Genomic DNA, 24225 nt, shown 5'->3' on the forward strand with positions numbered 1-24225 from the left:
GCAGCACACAGAGGAGGCCTCGCGCATGTCACAACGGCGCGGGGCCTCCTCTGTTGTATCCGCCGTTGTGTCCGCGGACTCCGCCTTCTGGACGGCGTCGTGGATGCCGCACGAGCGCGCCGAGACGGCGTCGTGGCTGCTCCGCGCTGACCGTGGTGTGACGAACCGGGCGAACTCCGCCGTGCCGCAGGAGCCCGCCACCACGGCGATCGAGGAGCTCGAGGCCTTCTACGCCGAACGGTCCCTCCCTGCCGTTGCCCAGATCCCGAAACACCCTCGGTTCTCAGAGCTCGACGGCGAGCTCGCCGCGCGCGGCTACACGCTGCACACGCCGACTCTCGTGCAACTGCTGCGGCTGCGGCCGGAGCACTCCGGCGTCAGCGGCGCGGCGGTCACCGCTGAACCGTCAGCGGAATGGACGGCACGCTATCTCGCCACCGATGGCCGCGGCGATGAACGAGCCGACGCGGTTCAGCTGGAGATCGTCACCCGAACGCCGGCACGGTACCTGATGAGCGCGGACTCAGACGTCGCCGTCGCCCGGTTGAGCGTGCATGGCGACATCGCCGTGCTCAGTTGCATGAGTGTGGCCGGCGCCCACCGCGGCCGCGGCCATGGCGGAATGCTGCTTCGCGCGGCAGTGGGAGAGGCTGCGGCGCTCGGCTGCAGACACGTCGCCCTCCAGGTGGCCGCGGACAACGTCGCCGCCCTCCGCCTGTACGGCGCGGCCGGCTTCGCGACGGTTGACCGATACCACTACCGGGTCGGGCCTGCTACCGGAGAATAGGGCGAAAGAGCAGGACGTCGACGCTGACGGTCGTGGAGATCAGCTCGCTGGCGCCGGCGACGGGGGAGTCGGCCATGGGGGAGTCGGCTGCGTGGTGGGCCGATGGCCCCATCGAGACGAGCTGATCCGCTTCCGTCGCGCTCAGCACTGCCGCGTACTCGACCCGCTCCCTGCGTTCCAGGGCGAACAGCGCCGCGGCGTCGTCGACGAGTCGCTCGGCCTTGTCTGCCGGGATGTCCAGCGCGCGGCCGTCGGCACGGAGCTCCCGGATGTGCGCGGCCGTCGGAACGACGACGAGCAGGGCACCCTCCGGGTCGAGCACCCGGTGGAACTCGGGCAGGTTCCGCGGCGCGAACACGGTCATGACGAGCCCGGCAACGGCATCCCGGACGGGAAGCGGCTGCCACGTGTCGGCGACGAGCCCGTCACAGCGCGCGCCGATGCCGCGCACCGTGCGGGCGACGGCATGGGGGGAGATGTCCATGGCGAGTGCCGAGGCTTCGTCGCCCTGTGAGGCCAGCACACCGTCGAGGTAGTACCCAGTGCCACATCCGGCGTCGAAGACGCTCCGAGGGCCCTTCGCGAGCCCCGCGGAGCCGAATGTGGCAACCGACTCGCGCAGCGGCGCATAGTGGCCGCCGTCGAGGAATGCCTGCCGGGCGTCGAGCATCGCGGGGGAGTCGCCGATCATCCGGTTGCCGGATGCCAGCATGTTCACGTAGCCGCGCTTGTTGACGTCGAAGCTGTGACCGTTCGGGCATCGCACGGTCAGCGGTGGTTGCGGCAGCACGGCTTCACCGCAGTGTGGGCACCGCAACCACGCGGCGAGACTCTCGAGGGTCACGGCGTTCCTTCCGGCACAGCTGACGCTGAACACAGCAGCTACTGAAACGAGAAGGGCGTTGGAGACGCGTGTACGTCTCCAACGCCCTGATCAAGCGGTTCTCGCTAGTGGTGCTCTCCGTGCGACTGCTCGATCTCCGCCTTGCTGACGGGAGCGATGCGGTCTTCGAAGAACCAGCGCGAGAGGGCAGCACGCAGGTGCTGGCCGGGGGTGATCTTGCCCTTGGCGTTCGGGCGGATCATCAGCGGCTTGTAGTCCTTGTAGTCGACCAGGCGCCAGCGCTCGTACTCGTCGAGGGGCTCGTGCACCTCGATGAACTCGCCGCCGGGCAGCTTCACGATGCGGCCGGACTCGAAGCCGTGCAGGACGATCTCGCGGTCCTTCTTCTGCAGGGCGATGCAGACGCGCTTCGTGATGAAGTACGCCACAAACGGTCCGAGGATCAGCATGGCCTGGAGGCCGTGGATCACGCCCTCCATCGTCAGCTTGAAGTGCGTCGCGATGATGTCCGAGCTGGCCGCTGCCCAGAGGGCGGCGTAGAACGTGACACCGGCTGCGCCGATCGCCGTGCGGGTCGGTGCGTTGCGCGGGCGGTCGAGCACGTGGTGTTCGCGCTTGTCGCCGGTGATCCAGGCCTCGATGAACGGGTAGATCAGGACCAGCACGATGAAGATGCCGATGATGATCAGCGGAGCCAGGATGTTGAACGACCAGGTGCGGTCGAACAGCACGAACTCCCAGCCCGGCGGAACGAGGCGCAGCGCGCCGTCAGCGAATCCGATGTACCAGTCAGGCTGGGTACCGGCGGAAACGGGTGACGGGTCGTACGGGCCGTAGTTCCAGATCGGGTTGATCGTGAACAGCGAGGCGATCAGCGTGACGATACCGAAGACGATGAAGAAGAATCCACCGGCCTTCGCGGTGTACACCGGAAGGATCGGGTACCCGACGACGGTCTGCTCGTTCTTGCCGGCGCCCGGGTACTGCGTGTGCTTGTGCACGACGACGAACAAAAGGTGCAGCGCGATGAAGAGCACGACGATCGCGGGCAGCAGCAGGATGTGCAGCGTGTAGAGGCGGCCGACGATCTGGTCACCAGGGAACTCGCCGCCGAAGAACAGGAACGACGTCCAGGTTCCGATGACGGGGATGCCCTTGATGATTCCGTCGATGATGCGCAGGCCGTTTCCGGAGAGCAGGTCATCGGGGAGCGAGTATCCGGTGAAGCCCTCGGCCATGGCCAGGATGAACAGCACGAAGCCGATGACCCAGTTGAGCTCGCGCGGCTTGCGGAACGCACCGGTGAAGAAGATGCGGAGCATGTGCAGGCCGATGGACGCCACGAAGAGCAGGGCAGCCCAGTGGTGCACCTGGCGCATCAGCAGTCCGCCACGGATGTCGAAGGAGATGTCCATCGTCGACGACATCGCCGCCGACATGGCGACACCCTTGAGCGGCACGTAGGAGCCGTCGTAGTGCACCTCGACCATGGAGGCCTGGAAGAAGAACGTCAGGAACGATCCCGAGAGCAGGATGACGACGAAGGAGAAGAGCGCGACCTCACCGAGCAGGAACGACCAGTGGTCGGGGAAGATCTTGCGACCGAACTCCTTGACCGCACCGGAGACGCTGGTGCGTTCGTCAAGATAATTCGCTGCGGCGGCCGTGAACCCACCGGGCTTCTGCGCTGCCGAATCCGAAGACTTCGGTGCGCTCGTGGTAGTTGCGGTGCTCAATGACGCTCCCAGAAGCTCGGGCCGACAGGTTCAGTGAAGTCGCTCTGTGCGATGAGGTAGCCCTCGTCGTCCACCGCAATCGGCAGCTGTGGCAACGCACGAGCGGCCGGTCCGAAGATGACCTCACAGTGGTTGGACACGTCGAACTGCGACTGGTGGCACGGGCAGAGCAGGTGGTGCGTCTGCTGCTCGTACAGAGCGACAGGGCAACCAACGTGGGTGCAGATCTTGGAGTACGCGACGATGCCGTCGTACGACCAGCCGGCACGCTCGGGAAGCTCGTGGAGATCCTCGGGCTTCAGGCGCATCAGCAGAACGACCGCCTTCGCCTTCTCCTCGAGGTAGCCCTCACCGTGACCGAGGTCGGTGAGGCCCTCGGGGATCACGTGGAACGCGCTGCCCAGCGTGACGTCGGAGGCCTTGATCGGAGCACCGCTCGGGTCACTCGCGAGGCGGGTTCCCTTCGCCCACATGGTGTGCGAGAGCAGTTCGACCGGGTTCTGGTCCTGCGGAGCCAGGCCGCGGAAGAGAACGACGGCGGGGAGCGGGAAGGCGACGAGCGCACCGATCAGCGTGTTGCGGATCAGGGTGCGACGGCCGAAACCGGACTCCTCGTTGGCTTCCTCGAAGATCTCGACCGCGCGGGCGCGGGTCTCTTCGGTGCCACGGGTGGCGTGACGGACGTCGATGCCCTCTTTGTCGGACATGAGCGCCTTGGCCCAGTGCACTGCACCGATGCCGATGGCGAGGAGCCCGAGGGTGATGCCGAGGCCGACGAACATGTTGTTCAGGCGCACGTCTCCGACGTCGTTCGACTCCATCGGGAACAGCATGTAGGCGGCGACCGCCCAGATGCTGCCGACGATCGACAGGTAGAAGAGTGTGTAGACGGTGCGCTCTGCGCGCTTCTCAGCCTTCGGATCGACATCCGTGACTCGCGCGCGGTGCGGCGGCAGTCCGGGGTCGGTCAGGGCGTCGCGCGTGATGACGGCGAGGCCTGCGGATTCTTCCGCATGGGCGAGGCCCGACGAATCGGCAGCGGTGATGTCCTTACCGCCGTTATCGTCCTGTGCCATGGTTCTCCTTTGTACGCTGTGTCATTGCTTGCGTAGATCAGTTGGACTTTGCCGTGATCCACACGGTCAGGGCAACAATCGCGCCGAGACCAAAGATCCAGATGAACAGACCCTCTGAAACGGGGCCGAGCGCACCGAGCTCGAATCCGCCGGGGGAGCGGTTGTCCTGCACGTACTTCAGGTACGTGATGATGTCGCGCTTGTCTTCGGGGGTGATGTTCATGTCGCTGAAGACGGGCATGTTCTGCGGGCCGGTGACCATGGCCTCGTAGATGTGCGTTCCGGAGACGTCGGTCAGCGCCGGGGCGAACTTGCCCTCGGTGAGAGCTCCACCTGCGCCGGCCACGTTGTGGCACATCGCGCAGTTGATGCGGAACAGCTCAGCGCCGTTCGCCGCGTTTCCGCCGCCGTCAACGAGTTCGGGGTCCGGAATTCCGGGGCCGGGGGCCGTGGAGGCGACGAAGGCGGCGAGTGCCTTGATCTGCTCCTCGGTGAACTGGACGGGCTTCTCTTCGGCCTGCGGTCCGTGCATCTGCATCGGCATGCGGCCGGTTCCGACCTGGAAGTCGACAGCGGCAGCGCCGACACCGATCAGGCTGGGTCCGTCGCCGGTGCCCTGGGCCTCGAGGCCGTGGCAGGTTGCACAGTTCGCCTGGAAGAGCTTCTTGCCCTCGTCGATTGTCTGCTGCGAGGTGATGTCGGTCTCTGCCGACGCGGTGCTCGCACTGAAGGCGGTGTATGCGCCGCCGGTGAAGACCAGTCCGATTGCGAGCAGTGCGACGGTCGCCAGGGGGTGGCGACGACCAGTCTTGCGCGCTGCGCGCTTCGTGGGCTTGGGGTTCTCGGTCATGGGAAGTGATCCGCTCCTGATTGCTATTTGAGAACGTAGATGACCAGGAAGAGCCCGATCCAGACGACGTCAACGAAGTGCCAGTAGTAAGAAACGACGATGGCGCTGGTGGCTTCGCGGTGACCGAAGTTGCGGCCCTGTACCGAGAAGAAGCGACCGATCACGAGCAGGAAGGCGAAGAGGCCCGCCGTCACGTGGATGCCGTGGAAGCCGGTGGTGATGTAGAACGCCGATCCGTACGCGTTGGAGGAGAGCGAGATGCCCTCGGACACCAAGGTGGCGTACTCGAAGATCTGACCGGCGACGAAGATCGCGCCCAGCGCGTAGGTGAGGAAGAACCACTCGACGGTGCCCCACTGCGTGGGCTTCCAGCCGGTGGAACGTGCCTGCATCCTCTCGGCCGCGAAGACACCGAACTGGCACGTGAACGACGACGCGATGAGGATCAGCGTGTTCGTCAGCGCGAAGGGGAAGTTGTGACGCGCGGTCTCAAACTCCCACAGCTCTGGGCTCGTGGAGCGCAAGGTGAAGTAGATGGCAAAGAGGCCAGCGAAGAACATGACTTCGCTGCCCAGCCAGACGATGGTGCCCACCGCCACGGTATTGGGCCTGTTGATGGCGGGCGCGCTGGCCGGCTGAGTAATTGAAGTGCTCGTCACTCCTCCATTATGGCCGAAATACTCGCAGGGTTTTCCCATTCAGGGCGGACTGTCGTCGAAAACTTTGGTTAGGGGAGCCTTAGTTTCAAGGCCAGAACGCTGAGAATCAGCGGTGAATCACAGTGGATCCGCAGGGAATCCCCGTGCTCCTAGGATTGAGCACATGCTTGAGATTCAGTCGTGGCCATCCGTTCTCACTTCGCTGCTCGCCGGCGAAGACCTGAGTGTCGCGGATGCCGCCTGGTGCATGGATCAGGTCATGATCGGCGAAGCGAGCGAAGCTCAGCTCGCCGCGTTCCTTGTCGCACTGCGGGCGAAGGGCGAGACCGTCAACGAAATCGTCGGTTTCCGCGACGCGATCCTGGATCACGCGGTGCCTCTCGAAGTCGATTCCATGGCGCTGGACATCGTCGGAACGGGCGGTGACCGCTTCGGCACCGTGAACGTGTCGACGATGGCCTCGGTCGTGTCGGCCGCGGCCGGCATCCCCGTGATCAAGCACGGCAACCGTGCTGCCAGCTCGGCATCCGGTTCCTCCGATGTGCTCGCGGCCCTCGGAATCGACCTCACCCTCTCTGCTGGGCGTGTCGCCGAGATCCTCGCCGAGGCCGGCATCACCTTCGCCTACGCGGCGGCGTTCCACCCGGGCTTCCGGCATGCCGGAGCCGTGCGCAGCCAACTCGGCATTCCCACGGTGTTCAACTACCTGGGCCCTCTCTGCAACCCGGCCCGTCCGGAGGCATCGGCCGTCGGAGTCGCGCAGCTGGACCGGGTGCCGCTCTTCGTCGGCGTCTTCCAGACGCGTGGAGCCACCGCACTCGTGTTCCGCGGAGACGACGGCCTCGATGAGATGACGACGACCGGCCACAGCCACGTCTGGGAGGTGTCGCGCGGTCTCGTGACCGAGCACGACATCGACCCCCGGGATCTGGGCGTCAAGCGGGCGAGGATGAGCGATCTGCTCGGTGGCGACGCCGAGCACAACGCCGCCGTCGTGCACCGCATCTTCGCGGGGGAGACTGGGCCCGTGCGCGACATCGTCCTGCTGAACGCGGCAGCCGGTCTCGTCTCCTTTGACCTGGCCAACGATCCGGCCCAGAGTCAGATCAGCATCCTCGAGCGCTTCAGCGCGAAGATGGCCATCGCAGCGGAGACGATCGACTCCGGCGCGGCCGCGAACAAGCTGGCCCAGTGGGTCGAGGCGTCCAAGGGGTAGACGCCCCGACCCGGCTGGCGCTACTTGACGTCGTCGTCGACCCAATCGAGGGTCTTCGTGACGGCCTTCTTCCAGTTGCGCAGGAGTCGCGCGGCCTCCTCCGGATCCATCTGCGGGGTCCACCGGCTGTCTTCCTGCCAGTTCGCGCGCAGTTCATCGAGTCCGCTCCAGAAGCCGACGGCGAGTCCGGCGGCGTACGCCGCGCCGAGCGCCGTGGTCTCGGCGACGACGGGTCGAACGACAGGCACTCCGAGGATGTCCGCCTGGAACTGCATCAGCAGGTTGTTGGCGATCATGCCGCCGTCGACCTTCAGCTCGGTCAGGTCGACCCCGGAGTCGGCGTTGACGGCGTCGAGCACCTCGCGGGTCTGGAACGCCGTCGCCTCGAGGGCGGCACGCGCAATGTGCCCCTTGTTGACGTAGCGGGTCAGGCCGACGAGCGCGCCGCGGGCGTCTGCACGCCAGTACGGGGCGAACAGGCCGGAGAACGCCGGCACGAAGTAGGCGCCGCCGTTGTCGTCGACCGTGCGTGCGAGCGCCTCGACCTCTGCGGCGGAGCTGAACAGCCCGAGGTTGTCGCGGAGCCACTGGATCAGCGAACCCGTCACGGCGATCGAGCCCTCGAGCGCGTAGTGCGGTTTCGCGTCGCCGAGCTTGTATCCGAGGGTCGTCAACAGACCGTTCTTGGAGTGGACGATCTCCTCACCCGTGTTGAAGATGAGGAAGTTGCCGGTTCCGTAGGTGTTCTTCGACTCTCCGGTGTCGAAGGCGGCCTGACCGAACGTCGCGGCCTGCTGGTCGCCGAGGATGCCGGCGATCGGGGTCTCGCGCAGCAGCGAGTTCTCGTGCGCGTGGCCGTACACCTCAGACGAGGAGCGGATGTCGGGCAGCATCGAGCGCGGCACATCGAACGCGGCGAGGATCTCGTCGTCCCACTGCAGGGTCTCGAGGTCCATGAACAGGGTGCGGCTGGCGTTCGTCACATCGGTCGCGTGCACGCCGCCGTCCACGCCGCCGGTCAGGTTCCACAGAACCCAGCAGTCGGTGGTGCCGAAGAGCAGTTCGCCGGCATCCGCCGCCTCACGGGCACCGGGCACGTTCTCGAGGATCCAGACGATCTTCGTGCCGGAGAAGTAGGTGGCCAGGGGCAGGCCGACCTGCTGCTTGAAGCGCTCGACACCGCCGTCGGCCGCGAGGCGGTCGACGATCGGCTGGGTGCGGGTGTCCTGCCAGACGATGGCGTTGTAGACGGGCCTGCCGGTGTTCTTGTTCCACACGACAGCCGTCTCGCGCTGGTTGGTGATGCCGACCGATGCGATGTCGTGGCGGGTCAGATTCGCCTTGCCGAGGGCCTGGCCGATCACTTCGCGCACGTTGTCCCAGATCTGGGTGGCGTTGTGCTCGACCCAACCGGCCTGCGGGAAGATCTGCTCGTGCTCAAGCTGCCCGGTCGAGATGATCGATCCGGCCTTGTCGAAGATGATGGCGCGTGAGCTCGTGGTGCCTTGGTCAATGGCGAGTACATAGTCAGCCATGGGGGTGCTCCTTTTGAGAGAGTCGGTGAAGCGAGTGGATTGAGGGTTCCGAAAAGAACCTGGGGGGCCTGAAAAGAATGAGGGCCGACTCGGCGATGCCGAGCCGGCCCAGTGGGGGTCAGGTGAGGAGAGGCAGTAGCACGATCGCCGACCAACCTGCGATCAGGCCACCGATGATGGGGCCGACGACGGGCACCCAGGAGTAGCTCCAGTCCGATGCACCCTTGCCCTTGATCGGCAGGATGAAGTGCGCGATGCGTGGGCCGAGGTCACGGGCTGGGTTGATGGCGTAGCCGGTCGGGCCACCGAGGGAGGCACCGATACCGATAACGAGGAGAGCGACGGGGAGAGCGCCGAGCGCGGCAAGGCCGCCCTCGCCCTGTCGACCGCCACCGAAACCGATCACGACGAACACCAGCACGAAGGTGCCGATGATCTCGGTGACGAGGTTCCAGCCGTAGGAGCGAATGGCGGGGCCGGTCGAGAACACACCGAGCTTGTTGGCCGGCTCCGGTTCTGCGTCGAAGTGCTGCTTGTACGCCAGCCACACGACGATGGCACCGATGATGGCACCGATCAGCTGTGCGGCGATGTAGGTGAGAACCGAGACGGGGTCGACAGGAACGGCGATCCCGGCTGCAGCGTTACCGAACTCCGTCGCGCCGTTCGCGACGAGGCCGAGCGTCACAGCCGGGTTGAGGTGGGCGCCGGAGGCATACGCGACGATGACGCCGGCGAAGACCGCGAGGCCCCAGCCGATGTTCACCATCAGGAAGCCGCCACCGAGACCCTTGTTCTTGGCCAGCGCGACGTTGGCGACAACGCCACAGCCGAGCAGCACGAGCATCGCGGTGCCTACCAACTCTGAAAGAAATACAACTCCGAGATTGTCCACGTTGACCTTTCTTGTTCGTCGCTGCGCGGCCGATCAAGGGCGTTGCAACGCTCCGATGCCTAACAACATAGTGCTGGGCGGCTCGGATGGGAATGCCCTGCCCCAAACCCTGCCCCTCGGGCTACCGCGGGCGCGCTTTTAGCCGTAGTTTGAGCTGAGTAGCCGAGTGATTCGCCGTCGCCGCACCGTTGCGCGGGGGCCTTCAACGGAAGGAAAGCTTGTGAAGAAACTCATCAATGACCCGAAGAACGTCGTCACGGAGGCGGTGAGCGGGTTCGCAACCGCGCACAGCGACATCGTCCGCGCGGAACTCGACCCCGTCTTCGTCGTGCGCAGCGATGCGCCGCGCGCCGGCAAGGTCGGAATCGTCAGCGGTGGTGGCAGCGGCCACGAACCCCTGCATGCGGGATTCGTTGGCTTCGGCATGCTGGATGCCGCAGTGCCCGGTCCCGTGTTCACCTCGCCGACCCCCGACCCCATCGTGGCCGCGACGAAGGCCGTCGACGGCGGAGCCGGCGTGCTCCACATCGTGAAGAACTACACCGGAGATGTGCTGAATTTCGAGACGGCCGCCGACCTGGCGGCCGCTGAGGGCATTGAGGTGGCATCCGTCATCGTCGACGACGACGTCGCCGTGAAGGATTCGCTCTACACGGCCGGCCGCCGCGGCGTCGCCGGAACGGTGCTGGTCGAGAAGATTGCGGGCGCTGCAGCCGAGCGCGGCGATGATCTTGCCGCGGTCAGCGCGATCGCCACGAAGGTCAACTCCCGGGTGCGCACCATGGGCGTCGCACTGACCGCCTGCGTCGTGCCGCACGCCGGTGAACCGAGCTTCACACTCGCCGACGACGAGATCGAGATCGGAATCGGCATCCACGGCGAACCTGGCCGCGAACGCATCAAGCTCGAGCCGGCAGACGGCATCGTCGATCGACTGCTCGGCGCCGTTCTGGAGGACATGCCGTTCGAGGCGGGGGAGGACGCCCTGCTTCTCGTCAATGGAATGGGTGGAACGCCCCAGGTTGAGCTGTACATCGTCTACCGTCGTGCGGCCGAGATCCTCGCCGAGCGCGGGGTGACCGTCTCCCGCTCGCTGGTCGGCAACTTCACGACGTCGCTCGAGATGCAGGGCGTGTCGATCTCGGTGCTCAAGCTCGATGACGAGCTCACTGCGCTCTGGGATGCCCCCGTGCACACCGCGGCGCTGCGGTGGGGACGCTGATGGGGGAGAGCCTCGGAGCGGACTGGGCCAGGGCCTGGATCATCGCATCGGCCGAGGTGCTGGCCGACAACCGGGTGGCCCTGATCACACTCGATCGAGAGATCGGCGACGGCGACCACGGCGAGAACATGGACAGAGGTTTCCAGGCGGCGCTCATCAGACTCGATGACCTGCCGGACACCGCCACCCCCGGCGACGTCTTCAAGGTCGTCGCGACGACGTTGATCTCCACCGTTGGCGGCGCCGCCGGTCCGCTCTACGGCACGGCCTTCCTGAAGGCCTCGCTCGCGGTCGGCGCCGCGGAACGGCTGGACGGTCCGGCGCTCGTGCTTGCGCTCACCGCCGCCAGAGACGGCATTGTGCTGCGTGGCAAAGCCGAATCGGGCGACAAGACGATGATCGACGCATGGACGCCGGCCGTCGATGCGGCAGCGGCCGCCGTGGAGGCCGGAGCGAGCCCGCACGACGTGCTGCGGGCGGCGGCGGATGCCGCCGAACGCGGCGCGGAGGCCACAGAGCCACTCGTCGCCCGCAAAGGACGCGCCAGCTACCTGGGGGAGCGGGCGATCGGCCACCGCGATCCGGGAGCACAGTCGAGCGCGTTGCTGTTGCGCGCGGCAGAGCAGGTCGCCGGAGCCGCGTCGTGACGGCCGGCGCCGCCGCATCCACCGCCCGGGTCGGCCTCGTCTTCGTCTCGCACAGCGACAAGATCGCCGACGGTCTGCGGGAGCTCGCCGCGCAGATGGCGCAGAACGCGCCCATGGCAGCGGCCGGTGGCACGGATGACGGTCGGATCGGGACGAGCTTCGACAAGGTGACCGCGGCCATCGCCGCCGTCGACCAGGGTGTCGGTGTCGTCGTGCTGTGCGACCTGGGCTCGGCGATCCTGACCGCGGAGACCGCGCTGGACTTCCTGGACGATTCCGTGCGCGAGAAGGTGCGCATCGTGGACGCGCCGCTGATCGAGGGCGGCGTCGCCGCTGCGGTCGCGAGCGAGGTCGGCGGAACGTTGCACACGGTCATGGAGGCGGCGGAGTCCGCGGGCGGCACGACTGCCTTCAGCGCCGGAAGCCTGGAGCCGGCGGAGCCAGCAGAGCCGGCTCCGACCAGCGGCTACTCGCGCACCGTGACGCTGATCAACAAGGACGGCCTACATGCGCGCCCCGCTGCCGACTTCGTCAAGCTCGCGAACACCTTCCCCGCACGAGTGACGGTGAACGGCACCGATGCGCGCAGCCTGCTCGGCATCATGGCGATGGGTCTGGTCAAGGGAACGACTGTTGTGCTCGCCAGTGAGGACCCGGTCGGGTCCGACGCGGTCGACGCACTCGCCACCCTCGTCGAGTCGGGCTTCGGCGAGGCCTGATCACGCTCAGCGGCGCGCTCGGATTGACTCTGTTGACGAGCGACGCGGCGGGCGTAGTATGACGCCATGAGCCGCGACGATGTCACGCAGGCCGAAGAAAATGCCTTCGTGCGATTCTTTGAACGAGTGAACAAGCAGGTCGAGAAGGCCATTGGTTCTCCTCCGATCTCCGTGGGTGCAGCGGAGGAGATTCCGGTCGCCCTCCGGCTGTGCCCACTGTGCGGGCATCAGATGCGAGAGCACAGCATTGACGAGTCCACCGCGAACGTGCTCGTGCACTGCCCGGTACCCGATGAGGAGCGCCGGCCGAGCCCCGCGCGCCACGAGCCGCTGGGGGAGCTGGGCATGCCGGCATCCGCGCATCGGCTGGAGAAGCTTGCCAAGCGCGAGTGAATGCCGGAGCCGGGGCGGGTAGGCTCGCACTCATGAAGGCGCTGCAGGAACGAATGGCGGTCACACTGACCGTCGCGTTCGTTGCGTACGCGCTGGTCGTGCAGGCACCACCGGATGCCGCGCTGCTCACCACCGCTGTGATGCTGGCCGCCGCATTCACCCTCGGTGCCCGCTACCTCGCCGTCGGCATCGCGGCTGGGGAGTTGCGCATCGGTGCCCGTTCCCGGGCGCACAGCGAGGTGCTCTCACGCGCCATCGAGCCACAACACCCGAACACCGCGGGCAGACCCCGCACCAGGGCGCCGGCCCAGGCAGAGGCGACCGCGTAATCAGCGTGCCGCGAATCGACGATTCGCAGGCAGCGGCGCGGTCGCATATGTGACCGCACATCCCTCTGCCTGATTGGAATTCCCCTCGTGGACCTCTACGCTTTCGCGCCCATCGCGGCGCTGCTCGAACTCGCCTCAGTGGCCGTCAACGGCCTCGCCTCCCTCTTCACGCCGTTCGCCGGCGCCTCCGCGATGGCGCTGGCCATCGTCGCCCTCACCGTTCTCGTACGCATCTGCCTGATCCCACTCGGCGCCGCCCAGGCGCGGGCCGAGGTCACTCGACGCCGAATCGCGCCGAAGCTGCGCGAACTCCAAACCCGCCACAAGAAGAACCCGGAAAAGCTCCAGCGCGCGACCCTGGAGTTGTACGCAGAGGAGAAGGCGTCTCCGTTTGCCGGCATGCTCCCCGCTCTTGCGCAGGCCCCGGTGCTCTCCATCGTGTACGGGCTCTTCATCCTCGCCACTATCAACGGCCACCCCAACGCGCTGCTGCACGAGACCCTCCTCGGCGTTCCGCTCGGCACCAGCTTCCTCTCCGTTGTCAACGGGAGCGCAGCGTGGCCGGGGGCGGCCGTCTTCCTCGGCATGTTCGCGGCGATCGCCGCTGTCGCGTACACCTCGCGCCGCGTGATGCTCGCCCAGCAGGCGCAGTCGTCGGAGGAGATGCCGGCCACGATGGCGAGGGTCAGCGGTGTGCTGAGCTGGATGCCTTTCATCACGGTGATCTTCGCCGCGATCGTGCCGCTGGCTGCCGCGATCTATCTCACAGTGACGACGGCCTGGACGCTCGGCGAGCGGCAAATTCTGCGCCGTCGCGCGGAACGGCGGGCCTTAATCACTGAATGATCAACATAATGAAGTAACATCACAGTGTGTCTGACTCCGCATCCATCGCTGCTCTCGACCGCCTGTTGCAGCTCACCGTGCTCCTCGGGCGCGACATGGACGAGAGCCTGGCGCGCGACGGAATCTCCCGGTCGCGCGCGCCCGTGCTGTGGGTGATTTCGGCGGCCGGGCCGCGAACGCAGCGCGAGCTCGCCGATTCGCTGCACGTGAGCCCGCGCAACATCACCGGACTCGTCGACGGCCTCGTTGCCGACGGTTTCGTGAGCAGGCAGCCACACCCGCGCGACCGGCGTGCTGCACTGGTGACATTGACCCACGCCGGGGAGGCGCTCGTCGCGAAGCTGGCGGCCGAGCAAGAGCAGTTCACACGGCAGCTCTTCGGTGAGTGGAAGCCGAGCGAGTTGGCCGCGTTCTCGCGAGGTCTGGATCGCACCGTCATCCGTCTGCAGCATCTCATCGAGACGGAGGCATCGTGACGCGGCCGAGGCTGCGCCTCGCTGCCGGGCGACAGGCTCGCCTCGGCTTCGTACACTGTGACTGTGAGCACTGATCCCTCGAACTCGGAATCTGCAGCGCTGGAGTATGTCGCCGCTGTCGCGAACACCCTGCGTCGACGGGATGCGCAGACGCTTCTCGAGTTGTTCGGGCGGATCACGGGGGAGTCGCCGGTGCTGTGGGGGCCATCGATCGTCGGATTCGGGCAGTACCACTACACGTACGCCAGCGGGCGCGAGGGTGATGCCCCAGCCGCGGGCTTCTCGCCGCGCAAAGCCGCGATGTCGATCTACCTGGCGGACGGCATCGGCGCGCACGAGGACGCTCTCGCGCGGCTCGGAGCGTTCACGTCAGGCGTCGGGTGCCTCTACATCAAGGATCTGGACACGGTCGACCTCGCCGTTCTCGAGTCGATCGTCCGGGCGTCTTACGCGACGCTCACTGCGGGTGACTACGGCCTTCGTGCCCGGGAGAGCGGCGAGTAGCTGCCGCTGCGTCCGCTGATTCCGCTGCGTCCGCCGTTCCGCTGATTCCGCTGATTCCGCTGATTGAGCCTGTCGAAATCATTGCTGTTCCGCTGCTTGAGCATGCCGCCTGCGGCCGAACTGGAACCGACATTCAGACGGCCCGAGCGACGGTGGCAGTTCCTGAGGCTCCGTGGGCTGGGTTGCAACTTCTCGCAAAGCTGAGCGTCGCGCTACTCGACCGGCGAACAGGAGGCTAGAACGGCGGAGTGTCCGGGTATCGCATCCGGGTTTCGACAGGCTCAACCAGCGGGAGTGGCTCAACCGGCGGGGGCGGCGGCTCGTCCGGTGAACCCGGCGGGGGTCTTCGGCTGTTGGGCGGGGCCGGGTGGGTGTCGTAGATCCGGCCGGCCGGGCTGGTCCAGCGGAGCACACCCTGGCCGAGTTGCGTGACCCGCCAGCGGGAATTGTGCTTGAGCCGGTGATGCTTCTTACACAGCACCGCGAGATTGCACTGCTCGGTCAGACCGTCGTGTTCGAAGGGGTGGGTGTGGTCAATCTCGCAGCGCTCCGCCTTCCGGGTGCAGCCGGGGAAGCGGCAGATCTGGTCCCGATAGAGGATCCAGCGGCGCAACGCCTTCGTCAGGGTGTACTTGCGCTGGTCCAGCTGGAGCGGGGTGTTGTCGACCGGGTCGACGAGGATGCGGTGCAGGGTCGGGGCCTCGGTGGCGAGCCTGCGGGCCGTGTCGGCGTCGACTTGGCCATAGCCGTGCAGCTCGCCCGGCTCGTCTGATTGGCCGATCAGGGTCGCGTACGGGATCGTCAACTTCGGCACGGCGACGAAGACTTCGGGGCGGGAGAACGCCAGACCCGGCATCCGCGACCACTGCGTGCCCTCCGCGATGTCGGAGGGCGGTGTCGGTGGGAGCAGCAGCAGTTCGGCGGCGATGTCCGCCTCCAACTGGGCGTGCGTCCCCAGGCTGAGCGCGACCTCGGTGTCGGGCAGCCTGGCGGTGTCGAGCGCCTCAGCCTGGGCGTGGTCGGCGAGGTCGCTGATGCGTTCGGTGATCGCGATCGCCTTCTCCGCCTCCAGATGCAGGTGGAGCCACGCCATGCCGTCGGCGGCGGGCTCGACCCAGAGCCTGCGCTCGGTGCGGCCCTGCGCCGCGCGCAAAGTCAGGGAGTCGGGGTGGAGGCGTTCTCGGATCCGGGCCGCCGTGCGGCGGAACGCGGTCGGGGTCTGTGTCGCCGCGTGCAGCAGTGCTTCGGCTTCGAAGCGGGCGTGAAGCTCCGGCGGGAGGGTGACCGCCTGGGCGAGGATCTCGCGCACGTGGCGTTGGCCGACCGTGCCGGCCGCGAGAGCGGTCAGGCTCTTCGTGAAGACGGTGCCGAGCTGCTTCGCCTCGTAGATCAGTCCCGTCATGGTTCGCTCGTGCACCCGCAACACCAGGGCGAGCTCGGCCGTAATGCTGCGGAGCGCGAACTCCTCCTCGATCCGGCGGGTCCGGCCCATCGGGTCGGCGGTCGCGACGGCGCGGGAGCGGGCCGTTTCGATGAAGCGGTACTGCTCAGCCAGAGTGGACCCGAGCGAGGTTTGGGTGGAGGCGAGGCCGGTGAGGCACTCGGTGATGACCGGGTCGGTGGCCGACCCGGGAAGCTGCAGCACTGCTTCGCTCATGGGTAGAGCGTCTCATCGACCACCGACACGGAAGCCCGCAAACAGCGCCGGAATCAGGGGTTATCCACAGGAGGAGCGGACCGTGACCTAACCGTGACCTTCGGGGTTTCGACAGGCTCAACCAGCGGGGTGTTCGGGGTTTCGACAAGCTCAACCAGCGGAGTGTTGGGTGGTGTCAGGGCTTCGGTCGCTGGCGCTCCCTCAAGCCAGCGTCGGAGCGGGCGAGGTTCGGCGGTGTCGGGGTTTCGACAAGCTCAACCAACGCGAGGGGTTTCGACAGGCTCAACCAGCGGAGTGTTCGGGGGGTGTCAGGGCTTCGGTCGCTGGCGTTCCCTCAAGCCAGCGGGGGAGCGGGCGCTGTCGGGCGGGTCAGTCGGTGTGGTCGGCGCCGGCACGACGCGCTTCGTCCTTGATAGCCCGGCCCTCGATCACGTCGTGGAGCTCCACATTCTGCGCCATGTCCACCGCGGAGGTGTTTCGCAGTTGGACGAAAATATTCGCCTCCGCCGCTCGGCCGCTTCGCAGCTGGCGCATCCTCTCCAGCTCCGCATCGAACTCGCCGCCGAGCAGGAGAGCAAAATTGCTCAGCCACAGCCAGATCAGGAAGACGAGTGCGCCGCCGATCGCCCCGTAGCTGCGGTCGAAAGAGGAGAAATTGGCAAAGTACAGGGTGAGCCCGAGCGATGCGAACACCCAGACGGTCAGTGCGCCCGCCGCGCCGACGCTCATCCACCGCAGTCGCGGGTGCTTGATGTTGGGGGAGAAGTAGTAGAGCAGCGCGATCACGGTCGCGGCCAAGACACAGGCGAGTGGAACACGGACAATGTTCCAGGCGAGCACCGCCGCGTCGCTCAGATCCAAGTCGCTGAGCATCTCGCCGCTCAGAAGCAGCGCCGCGGCGGAGAGGAGCAACAGCAACACCAAGAGCGCTCCGAGCGGAATGACGGCGACGCGCAGCTTCCACGCCGTTCTGCCCTCTGAGACCCCGTAGATGCTGTTCATCGCCCTGCCGAACGCCGTCACATATCCGGATGCCGACCACAGCAGGAGGACGAGGCCGAGCGCGAACGCATAGCCCGCCGGCGCCTTCGCCAGCTCCGCGAAGAGCGCCCGCACGCTGTCTGCGGTCTCGTCGGATCCCAATGATGAGATGGCATCGACCGTGAAGCGCATCACTCTGCTCGTCTCGCCGAGCATGCCGAGCAGAGACACCAGGACGAGCATGGTCGGAAACGTCACGAGTGCTGAACGGAACGCCAGAGCAGCGCTCTGGTCCAGGCAGCGGTCGCGGCGGAACTCCTTCACGCTCCGAGCGAGTACGTAGCGCCATTGTGCGCGACTGAGCGCCGTCGGACTGTGCGGAGCCGCTTCATCGGGTCGCTCGCCGTGCTCGCCTGGCTGGTGCGCCGGATGTGTGCGGGTTGTCATCCCCTCAGTAGACCCTGCGAGGCGGCTGCGAGCAAGCCGCTTGCGCAGGCGTCAGGGGGACGGACGTTCGTCAGGCACCCACCGCAGCACATCGCCCGGTTGGCACTCGAGCACGCGGCAGATGGCGTCAAGCGTTGTGAAGCGCACCGCTTTCGCTCGGCCATTCTTCAACACAGCGATGTTCGCGACCGTGATGCCGACGGCACCCGCGAACTCGCCGACGGACATCTTGCGTTTGGCGAGTTCGACGTCGATGTCGACGATGATCGCCATCAGACCACCTCGTCCAGTTCGCTCTGCAGGCTCGTCGCAGAACGGAGGAGCCCGCGCATGATGATCATGAGCAGCACGCCGGCGGCGCCCGCGAGCACGATGCCCGTCAGCAGGATGCCGAGCGGCGGCCCCCCGGCGTCAACAATGCCCAGCAGGTGGAACTCGAAGCCGAACACGAGCAGCGTGGCGGTCGCGCCCGCGATGATGATCAGATCGACCCAGCGGAACGCGTTCTCGGCGAAGATCGCCCCGCGCCGAACCTTGGACAGCAACACCCACAACGCCACGAAGACGAGCTGCGCGCACACGAACACCAGGATCCACAGCACCGTGTACGGAGCTGCGAGGTACGCGAGCTCCGGCGCGCTCCGGGCGACGTCGCCAGCGAGCTGCGGAACGAGCCACAGCTGAGCGAAGAGGCAGCCGAGGGCCAGGAACACGAGAAGCACACGCAGTGCGAGGACGCTGAAGCGATTCATGCTATTGATTTTCGATCGAAAACCATCGTTTGTCAATATTGTGAGGCGGATTCTAAGCCGGTGCGGCGTCAGGGCTGCTGGTTCTCGTCACGGGGAGGGGCGGCAGTGAGATCGCCGCGCGCCGGACCCTCGATACGAGTCCCGTCCGGAGCGAAACGTGAACCGTGCAGTGGGCAATCCCAGCTGAGTTCCGCCTCGTTCCATGCAACGATGCCTCCGAGGTGCGGGCACACGGCAGAGACGCGGTGGTCGACGCCGCCAACGGTGCACCGGGCCACCGGCCTCACGCCGTCGAGCTCGACGAGTGCGGCATGCCCGCTCGGCGTGCTGTCGTCGTGGGCGCCGAGCACACGAGCAACGCCGCGCGCGGATTCGGCCGCGACGGCGAGGTTCGTTCGCGCCATCTGAGTGATATTCCTGGGCGGCCAACCGCGCCGCCGGTACAGGGTGTGCGCCCAGCTGAGCCCCTCACCGTGGACCAAGGCGGCCAGAGCGAGGCCGGCGGCGGCCGCGTTGGCGATGCCCCACTTCGCGAAGCCGGTCGCGACGAGGATGCCGCGCTCGCCCGGGTGCAGCGGGCCGACATAGGGTGCGTCATCCAGCGTGCTGTAATCCTGCGCCCACCACCGACTGCGCGGTGTCGCTCCGGGGAAGTGCTCAGCGGTCCAGTCATCCACGGCTTCGACGCTTTCGGATGCCGCCTGTTCTCGGCCGACGACCTTCGCCGCACCGCCAACGAGAAGAAGGGGCTCGCCATCGACGAGGTCGGTGGTCAGAACGGAGCGGCGCGGCTCATCGAGCGTGAGATACATGCCCTCGACCGCGGAGCCGGGCGTGCTGTACGCCGTCAGCGACGAGCGCTGCGCGTCGCCGCGGGCAAAGTGGCCGCCACGCGAGAGGAAGGGCGTGCCCGTCGCCGCGATGACGCGCTCGGCCGTGACCTCGCCCCGCGTCGTCTGTGCCGAATAGCCGTTGGGACGCGGGCTGACGGCCGTCGCCGTGCAGTCACCGATGACCCGCACGCCCAGTGCGCGACACTCGGCGAGGAGCGCCTGGACGAGTGACATCGGGTTCAGGTGGATCTGTGCGTCCAATCGAAGTGCGAGGCCGCGTTCCCACGCCAGCTCGGTTTCGCGCACCCGCTGCAGAGGCAAGCCGGCCGCGCGGCCGAGTATGTACTCATGCTCGAGTCGATCGATGGCAGCGGGGGATCGCGCCAGGCTGTACGCGGGGCGCTCGGAGAATCTCACCGCTCGGCTGCGAATGAAGGTGACGAGCCAGTTCTGGCCAGCGCGATTCGCGTCGACATACGCCCGCACCACTTCTTCTGGCTGGTGGCGCGCGATGTCGCTGAGCCGCGCACCCTGCAACAGACTGAGTTTCCCGGTCGAGCCGCCACTCGCCAAGGCGCCTGGATACAGGGCATCGATGACGAGAACCTGATCGCCGGCGCGGGCGAGCAGGCACGCGGTAATCAGGCCGGTGAGGCCGGCCCCGACGACAAGCACTCCGGTCCGCTCGCCGGGCTGGAACGAGCCGCTCTCAAAGGGGAGGCGGGACTGCCGCCACAGTGATTCACTCATCGCGGATTCACTCATCGCACTGCCTGCGGTTTCAGCACGACTTTGACGCAGCCGTCACGTTTGTCCCGGAACTGCTCATACATGTCGCTTGCGCGCTCGAGCGGAGCTCGGTGGGTGACAAGGTCCTCGAGCCCGAGTGGGTCGTGGGCGGCTTCTGCGAGCGGCAGGAGATGCTCCCGCCATGCGTGCACATTGCATTGGCCGCCGCGAAGCGTGAGCTGCTTGTCGAACAACGACATCATCGGCATCGGGTCGACGGCGCCCGAATACACTCCGGCGATGGAGACCGTTCCGCCGCGCGCCACCGCGTCTATGGCCAGATGCAACGCGCCGAGCCGATCGACGCCGGCCTTCGTCATAACGGTCTGTGCGACGGATTCCGGCAGGGCGCTGACAACGGTCTGTGTTGCCGCAACGGCAGGGTTTCCCTTCGCTTCCATACCGACAGCGTCGATCACCGAGTCGGGTCCACGCCCGTCCGTCAGATCGCGCAGCCGCGCGAGGACATCATCGTCGAAATCGAGCGTCTCAACGCCATATCGCTCCGCCAACAGCCGCCGCTCCGCGATCGGTTCAACGGCAATCACACGATGGCCGAGATGGCGGGCGATTCTCGCCGCGAGCTGACCGACGGGTCCCAATCCCATTATTCCGAGCACGCCATCATTGCTCAGATTCGCATAGCGCACCGCCTGCCAGGCGGTCGGCAGAATGTCGCTGAGGAAGAGGTAACGCTCGTCGGGCAAGTCCTGGCCAACCACCGTGAGATTGGCGTCGGCACGCAATACCCGGAGATACTCAGCCTGACCTCCCGGAACGGAGCCGTAGAGCTCGGTGTACCCATAGAGCTGCGCGCCCGTGCCGCCGGCCCGATTCTGGGTCGTTTCGCACTGGGTGGTCAGACCCTTCGTGCACATTCGACAGTGACCGCAGGCGATGACGAAGGGGACGACAACACGGTCTCCGACCTTGACCCGGGTGGTCTCATTCCCCACCGCCTCGACGATGCCCATGGCCTCGTGCCCCAGGATGTCGCCGCGCTTCAGAAAAGGGCCGAGCAGGCCATAGAGGTGGAGATCGGAGCCACAGATCGCCGTGGACGTCACGCGAATGATTGCGTCATCCGGGCGTTCCAGTGATGGATCCGGGACGGTCTCAACCCGCACATCGCCGCGTGAGTGCCACGTCACAGCGCGCATGATGACCGCCAGTTTCGCTGCATTCTTCTGTGCCCATCGATCGTGCGCATGACACCACTCCGCTTCCCATCTCTTCATCTCGTCGCGCATCTTAAGAGGATCGGGCGACGCTACTCGGGAAGCCGGACGCGTACAAGCCCCTTGCCGTTGTGCGTCGTCGCTTCAAAGCTGTGAAGCACGATGACCACGACGACAGCAGCGAAGACGACAACATCACCTCCCCAGCGCCGTGCCTGGCCGATGCCGATGCCGGAGGCTCGCGGCCCCGTTTCTGCGTTGCTCGGCGAGTGGCTGTTGGCAGGGCCGGGGGAGCGGCCAGCATCCGTCATGGGTGAGGTGCGGCGTGCGGTCCGGCGGAGCGAATCGCTGTTGGATGACGACGACCTCCAGCTCTCCCTGTTCATGCTCTACGAGCTGCACTACGGCGGGATCGCCGATGTTGACGACCGCGTCGAGTGGGATCCCCAGCTTCTGGAGTTGCGGGCCGTCGTCGAGGCCGCGTTCGAGGCGGAGCTTCGCCGCACCGTGCGGCAGCCCCATGCGCGCCGCGGGGTGTCGGAGGCGCTCTTCGAACTCGTTCGCGGCGATGACGGGCCCAGCCTCTCGAGGTTCGTTGAAACGGAGGCGAGTCTCGAGCAGTACAGCGAGGTGCTGGTCAATCGCTCGATTTACACGCTCAAGGAAGCCGATCCACACAGCTGGGGCATCCCGCGCCTGCACACCCGGGCGAAGGCGGCGCTGGTCGAGATCCAGGCCGACGAGTATGGCGGAGGGCGACCGGATCGCCTCCACGCCACGATCTTCGCGCGTTGCATGGAGGAGCGTGACCTCGACAGCAGCTACGGCGCCTACGCGGACCACGTGCATGCGAACGTATTCGCCTCGCTCAACACCATGTCGATGTTCGGGCTGCACCGGCGGCTGCGCGGTGCGATCGTCGGGCACCTCGCCGCCTATGAGATGACATCGTCGCTGCCCTGTCGCGCATACGCCAGCGGCATCCGTCGTCTGGGGCTCGGCCCGGAGGCCAGTGACTACTTCGACGAACATGTCGAGGCGGATGCCGTGCACGAGCAGATCGCCGCGCGCGACCTGGCCGGGGCACTGGCCGCGGACGAACCCGAGCTCGTCGACGACATCCTCTTCGGCGCGGCAGCCTGTCTGACCGTGGACGGGATGCTGTGGGGGAGCGTGCTGCAGGCATTCACCGAGGGGCGCTCGTCGCTGCGCCTGGCGCTCTCGTGACCACGTCGAGCGAGGTGTCGGTGACCGCGTGCCCGAATGGGCCGCTGATCGTGCGGGGCGAGGTGGAACTGCGCGACGAGAACGGCGATGTGTTGCCGCGATCGCGAAAGACGGTCGCGCTCTGTCGCTGCGGAGCGTCCACGATTCGCCCCTTCTGCGATGGAAGCCACACGCTCATTGCCTTCCGCACGGAGCGACCGCCGTCGTCACCGGCCATCGAGTTCGAGTGAACGCTCGACGACGGTGACAGCATGCGCAAGCTCATCGTGCAGCAGTGGGTGACAGTCGACAACGTCGCGGCTGAAGACGACGGCGGGCTCAGTTTCGTGCCGGGGGAACCATTCGATGACGCCGTCACGACGCCGTTCAAGACCAGCCTGATGGGCTTCATCGACTCGGTGGACACGATGATCCTCGGCGCGAACACCTACAAGCAGTCCAAGGACTACTGGCCGCACGCTGCCGAGCAGGGCGAGTACGGCGAGAAGCTCAACGCACTCACCAAGTACGTCGCATCCACGACGCTGCACAACGCACCGTGGGGCGACTTTCCCGCGGCGACCGTGACGGGCGACCCTGTCGGCACGATCCGCAACCTGAAGGGGCAGAGCGGCAGGGACATCTGGCTGTGGGGGAGTCTGACGCTGATGCACTGCCTGTTGGATGCCGGCATCGTCGACGAAGTCCGGCTACTCGTCTGCCCGGCATCCCGTGGCACCGGCAGCCGCGTCTTCGAGGACTCCAGAGGCCTGCGCCTGCTTGAGGCCACCGCGTTCGACAACGATGTGGTGCTCCTGCGCTACGCGATCACGACATAGGCGACCGAGCTCCGCCGCGATACCGGATCTCTGGCCGCCGCCATGGCTGCTAAGCTCGCGATTTGTGCCCATTTGGTGGGCCACGAACGGGGGAGATGTCATGTCGTTGAAGAATGTGCGCATCGGATGTGCGGGACTGCTGGTGCTCGCACTCGCTGGATGTGCAAGCGGCGGGGCTGAGCAGACGGCTGCCGAGTCGACGCCGACCGCGACCTCAACACCCGAGAGCGTGAGCACCGCCGCACCATCGACTCAACTCACCGACGAGGAGCTTGCGGCTGTCTTCACGGAGTTGCAGTTCGTCCCGGCACAGTACGCCGACGCGGGGGAGTTGCTCGACTCCATCTACCCCGGCCTCGTGGCATCCGATCTCAGCTGCCTGACGCCGTTCGGAGTGGGCTGGGACGCGGCGCAGCCGGACGCGGCACAGGAATTCGGTGCCAGCAACGACCGCAGCATGACGGCCGTCGTGAGCAGCGTCGGCGATGACGAACTCGCCTCTGAGCTCATCTCCGAGTCGGCGGATGCACTCAGCCGCTGCGCCCAGGGGAGTGATCTCTTCACGATGCAGGGTCAGCCGGTGCAGACGCAGGTCGAGACCTTCGACGCCGAGCTCACCGGTGCCGACGAAACCGTCGCTTTTCGGGTCACGGGCGATGTCGGGGGCTCTGCCTTCACGCTCGTCGGGATGACGGCCCGCGTGGGCGGCAACGTTGTCGCGCTCGTCGGATGGGACCCGGCCACGAATGAGGCGTACGTTCCGGCCGCCACACAGATGTTCGTCGACGCCCTGTAAGACGTCCGCCCCC

General features: G+C 66.6%; 27 protein-coding genes. 14 read left to right on the forward strand and 13 right to left on the reverse strand.

Going from position 1 to position 24225, the window contains the following annotated elements; all coding sequences use genetic code 11:
- Positions 1-25: 25 nt before the first annotated feature.
- Complete coding sequence (locus tag ASC66_RS12200) at positions 26-787, forward strand: GNAT family N-acetyltransferase (RefSeq protein ID WP_162243509.1); 762 nt, start codon at positions 26-28, stop codon at positions 785-787.
- Here the strand turns inward: ASC66_RS12200 and ASC66_RS12205 are convergent.
- The 5 genes from ASC66_RS12205 to ctaE all read right to left on the reverse strand — a co-directional run bounded on the left by ASC66_RS12205 (position 774) and on the right by ctaE (position 5991).
- Positions 774-1631: a putative RNA methyltransferase gene (locus ASC66_RS12205; protein WP_055839779.1), complete on the reverse strand. Its 858-nt coding sequence runs from the start codon at positions 1629-1631 to the stop codon at positions 774-776. The two genes, ASC66_RS12200 and ASC66_RS12205, sit on opposite strands and share 14 nt — an antisense overlap.
- A 104-nt stretch (positions 1632-1735) precedes the next feature.
- Positions 1736-3367 carry a cytochrome bc1 complex cytochrome b subunit gene (qcrB, locus tag ASC66_RS12210; protein ID WP_055839782.1) on the reverse strand — a complete coding sequence of 544 codons (1632 nt, stop codon included), beginning with the start codon at positions 3365-3367 and terminating at the stop codon, positions 1736-1738.
- Positions 3364-4443 (reverse strand): cytochrome bc1 complex Rieske iron-sulfur subunit, encoded by a 1080-nt coding sequence (qcrA, locus tag ASC66_RS12215; protein WP_055839785.1) that lies wholly within the window; start codon positions 4441-4443, stop codon positions 3364-3366. The genes qcrB and qcrA overlap by 4 nt, the downstream gene beginning before the upstream one ends.
- A gap of 37 nt (positions 4444-4480) precedes the next feature.
- On the reverse strand, positions 4481-5293 hold the full coding sequence (qcrC, locus tag ASC66_RS12220) for a cytochrome bc1 complex diheme cytochrome c subunit (RefSeq protein WP_055839788.1): 813 nt from the start codon (positions 5291-5293) through the stop codon (positions 4481-4483).
- A gap of 23 nt (positions 5294-5316) precedes the next feature.
- Entirely contained in the window at positions 5317-5991 is a 675-nt protein-coding gene (gene ctaE, locus ASC66_RS12225; RefSeq protein WP_082492290.1) for an aa3-type cytochrome oxidase subunit III, read from the reverse strand.
- A 124-nt stretch (positions 5992-6115) separates the two neighbouring features.
- On the opposite strand from ctaE, the gene trpD reads away from it, so the two are divergent.
- Positions 6116-7168, forward strand: a complete 1053-nt coding sequence (trpD, locus tag ASC66_RS12230; RefSeq protein ID WP_055839793.1) for an anthranilate phosphoribosyltransferase — start codon at positions 6116-6118, stop codon at positions 7166-7168.
- A 20-nt stretch (positions 7169-7188) separates the two neighbouring features.
- On the opposite strand, the gene glpK is transcribed toward trpD, so the two are convergent.
- Together glpK and ASC66_RS12240 are read right to left on the reverse strand one after the other, a co-directional pair.
- Positions 7189-8703 (reverse strand): glycerol kinase GlpK, encoded by a 1515-nt coding sequence (glpK, locus tag ASC66_RS12235; RefSeq protein ID WP_055839796.1) that lies wholly within the window; start codon positions 8701-8703, stop codon positions 7189-7191.
- Between the two features lie 118 nt (positions 8704-8821).
- Positions 8822-9598: an MIP/aquaporin family protein gene (locus ASC66_RS12240; protein WP_082492291.1), complete on the reverse strand. Its 777-nt coding sequence runs from the start codon at positions 9596-9598 to the stop codon at positions 8822-8824.
- 220 nt (positions 9599-9818) lie between these two features.
- Between ASC66_RS12240 and dhaK the strand changes: the two genes are divergently transcribed.
- From dhaK to ASC66_RS12280, 8 genes are all read left to right on the forward strand, one after another.
- Positions 9819-10820 (forward strand): dihydroxyacetone kinase subunit DhaK, encoded by a 1002-nt coding sequence (gene dhaK, locus ASC66_RS12245; protein WP_055839803.1) that lies wholly within the window; start codon positions 9819-9821, stop codon positions 10818-10820.
- A complete protein-coding gene (dhaL, locus tag ASC66_RS18470) occupies positions 10820-11467 on the forward strand; it encodes a dihydroxyacetone kinase subunit DhaL (protein WP_055839814.1) in 648 nt (215 codons plus the stop codon). Before dhaK ends, dhaL begins: the two co-directional genes overlap by 1 nt.
- Positions 11464-12186, forward strand: coding sequence for a dihydroxyacetone kinase phosphoryl donor subunit DhaM (gene dhaM / locus ASC66_RS12255; RefSeq protein WP_055839819.1), 723 nt, complete (start codon positions 11464-11466; stop codon positions 12184-12186). Before dhaL ends, dhaM begins: the two co-directional genes overlap by 4 nt.
- A gap of 66 nt (positions 12187-12252) precedes the next feature.
- The gene (locus ASC66_RS12260) at positions 12253-12579 is read left to right on the forward strand and encodes a hypothetical protein (RefSeq protein ID WP_055839822.1); all 327 of its coding nucleotides are present in this window, start codon (positions 12253-12255) and stop codon (positions 12577-12579) included.
- 32 nt (positions 12580-12611) lie between these two features.
- On the forward strand, positions 12612-12908 hold the full coding sequence (locus ASC66_RS12265; RefSeq protein WP_055839825.1) for a hypothetical protein: 297 nt from the start codon (positions 12612-12614) through the stop codon (positions 12906-12908).
- A gap of 87 nt (positions 12909-12995) precedes the next feature.
- Complete coding sequence (locus tag ASC66_RS12270; protein WP_055839828.1) at positions 12996-13754, forward strand: YidC/Oxa1 family membrane protein insertase; 759 nt, start codon at positions 12996-12998, stop codon at positions 13752-13754.
- 26 nt (positions 13755-13780) lie between these two features.
- Positions 13781-14230, forward strand: a complete 450-nt coding sequence (locus ASC66_RS12275) for a MarR family winged helix-turn-helix transcriptional regulator (RefSeq protein ID WP_055839833.1) — start codon at positions 13781-13783, stop codon at positions 14228-14230.
- A gap of 63 nt (positions 14231-14293) precedes the next feature.
- Positions 14294-14734: a DUF1801 domain-containing protein gene (locus ASC66_RS12280; protein ID WP_055839836.1), complete on the forward strand. Its 441-nt coding sequence runs from the start codon at positions 14294-14296 to the stop codon at positions 14732-14734.
- A 235-nt stretch (positions 14735-14969) separates the two neighbouring features.
- On the opposite strand, the gene ASC66_RS12285 is transcribed toward ASC66_RS12280, so the two are convergent.
- The 6 genes from ASC66_RS12285 to ASC66_RS12310 form a co-directional block, all read right to left on the reverse strand.
- Positions 14970-16391 carry an HNH endonuclease signature motif containing protein gene (locus ASC66_RS12285; protein ID WP_055839839.1) on the reverse strand — a complete coding sequence of 474 codons (1422 nt, stop codon included), beginning with the start codon at positions 16389-16391 and terminating at the stop codon, positions 14970-14972.
- Positions 16392-16760: 369 nt separating this feature from the next.
- The gene (locus ASC66_RS12290; RefSeq protein ID WP_082492293.1) at positions 16761-17819 is read right to left on the reverse strand and encodes a YihY/virulence factor BrkB family protein; all 1059 of its coding nucleotides are present in this window, start codon (positions 17817-17819) and stop codon (positions 16761-16763) included.
- A 51-nt stretch (positions 17820-17870) separates the two neighbouring features.
- Positions 17871-18092 (reverse strand): helix-turn-helix domain-containing protein, encoded by a 222-nt coding sequence (locus tag ASC66_RS12295; RefSeq protein WP_055839846.1) that lies wholly within the window; start codon positions 18090-18092, stop codon positions 17871-17873.
- Entirely contained in the window at positions 18092-18571 is a 480-nt protein-coding gene (locus tag ASC66_RS12300) for a DUF2975 domain-containing protein (protein WP_055839849.1), read from the reverse strand. The genes ASC66_RS12295 and ASC66_RS12300 overlap by 1 nt, the downstream gene beginning before the upstream one ends.
- A gap of 68 nt (positions 18572-18639) precedes the next feature.
- Positions 18640-20154: an FAD-dependent oxidoreductase gene (locus ASC66_RS12305; RefSeq protein WP_055839852.1), complete on the reverse strand. Its 1515-nt coding sequence runs from the start codon at positions 20152-20154 to the stop codon at positions 18640-18642.
- An 11-nt stretch (positions 20155-20165) separates the two neighbouring features.
- Complete coding sequence (locus ASC66_RS12310; RefSeq protein WP_055840406.1) at positions 20166-21353, reverse strand: zinc-dependent alcohol dehydrogenase; 1188 nt, start codon at positions 21351-21353, stop codon at positions 20166-20168.
- Positions 21354-21533: 180 nt separating this feature from the next.
- On the opposite strand from ASC66_RS12310, the gene ASC66_RS12315 reads away from it, so the two are divergent.
- The 4 genes from ASC66_RS12315 to ASC66_RS12330 all read left to right on the forward strand — a co-directional run bounded on the left by ASC66_RS12315 (position 21534) and on the right by ASC66_RS12330 (position 24212).
- A complete protein-coding gene (locus ASC66_RS12315; RefSeq protein ID WP_082492295.1) occupies positions 21534-22598 on the forward strand; it encodes an iron-containing redox enzyme family protein in 1065 nt (354 codons plus the stop codon).
- 20 nt (positions 22599-22618) lie between these two features.
- Positions 22619-22828: a CDGSH iron-sulfur domain-containing protein gene (locus ASC66_RS17880; RefSeq protein WP_353612530.1), complete on the forward strand. Its 210-nt coding sequence runs from the start codon at positions 22619-22621 to the stop codon at positions 22826-22828.
- Between the two features lie 21 nt (positions 22829-22849).
- The gene (locus ASC66_RS12325; RefSeq protein ID WP_055839858.1) at positions 22850-23416 is read left to right on the forward strand and encodes a dihydrofolate reductase family protein; all 567 of its coding nucleotides are present in this window, start codon (positions 22850-22852) and stop codon (positions 23414-23416) included.
- Positions 23417-23516: 100 nt separating this feature from the next.
- On the forward strand, positions 23517-24212 hold the full coding sequence (locus ASC66_RS12330) for a hypothetical protein (protein ID WP_055839862.1): 696 nt from the start codon (positions 23517-23519) through the stop codon (positions 24210-24212).
- The last annotated feature ends 13 nt before the right edge of the window (positions 24213-24225 follow it).

Origin of the sequence: Leifsonia sp. Root4 (assembly GCF_001425085.1) — a bacterium.
In the GTDB taxonomy this organism is placed as follows: domain Bacteria; phylum Actinomycetota; class Actinomycetes; order Actinomycetales; family Microbacteriaceae; genus Microterricola.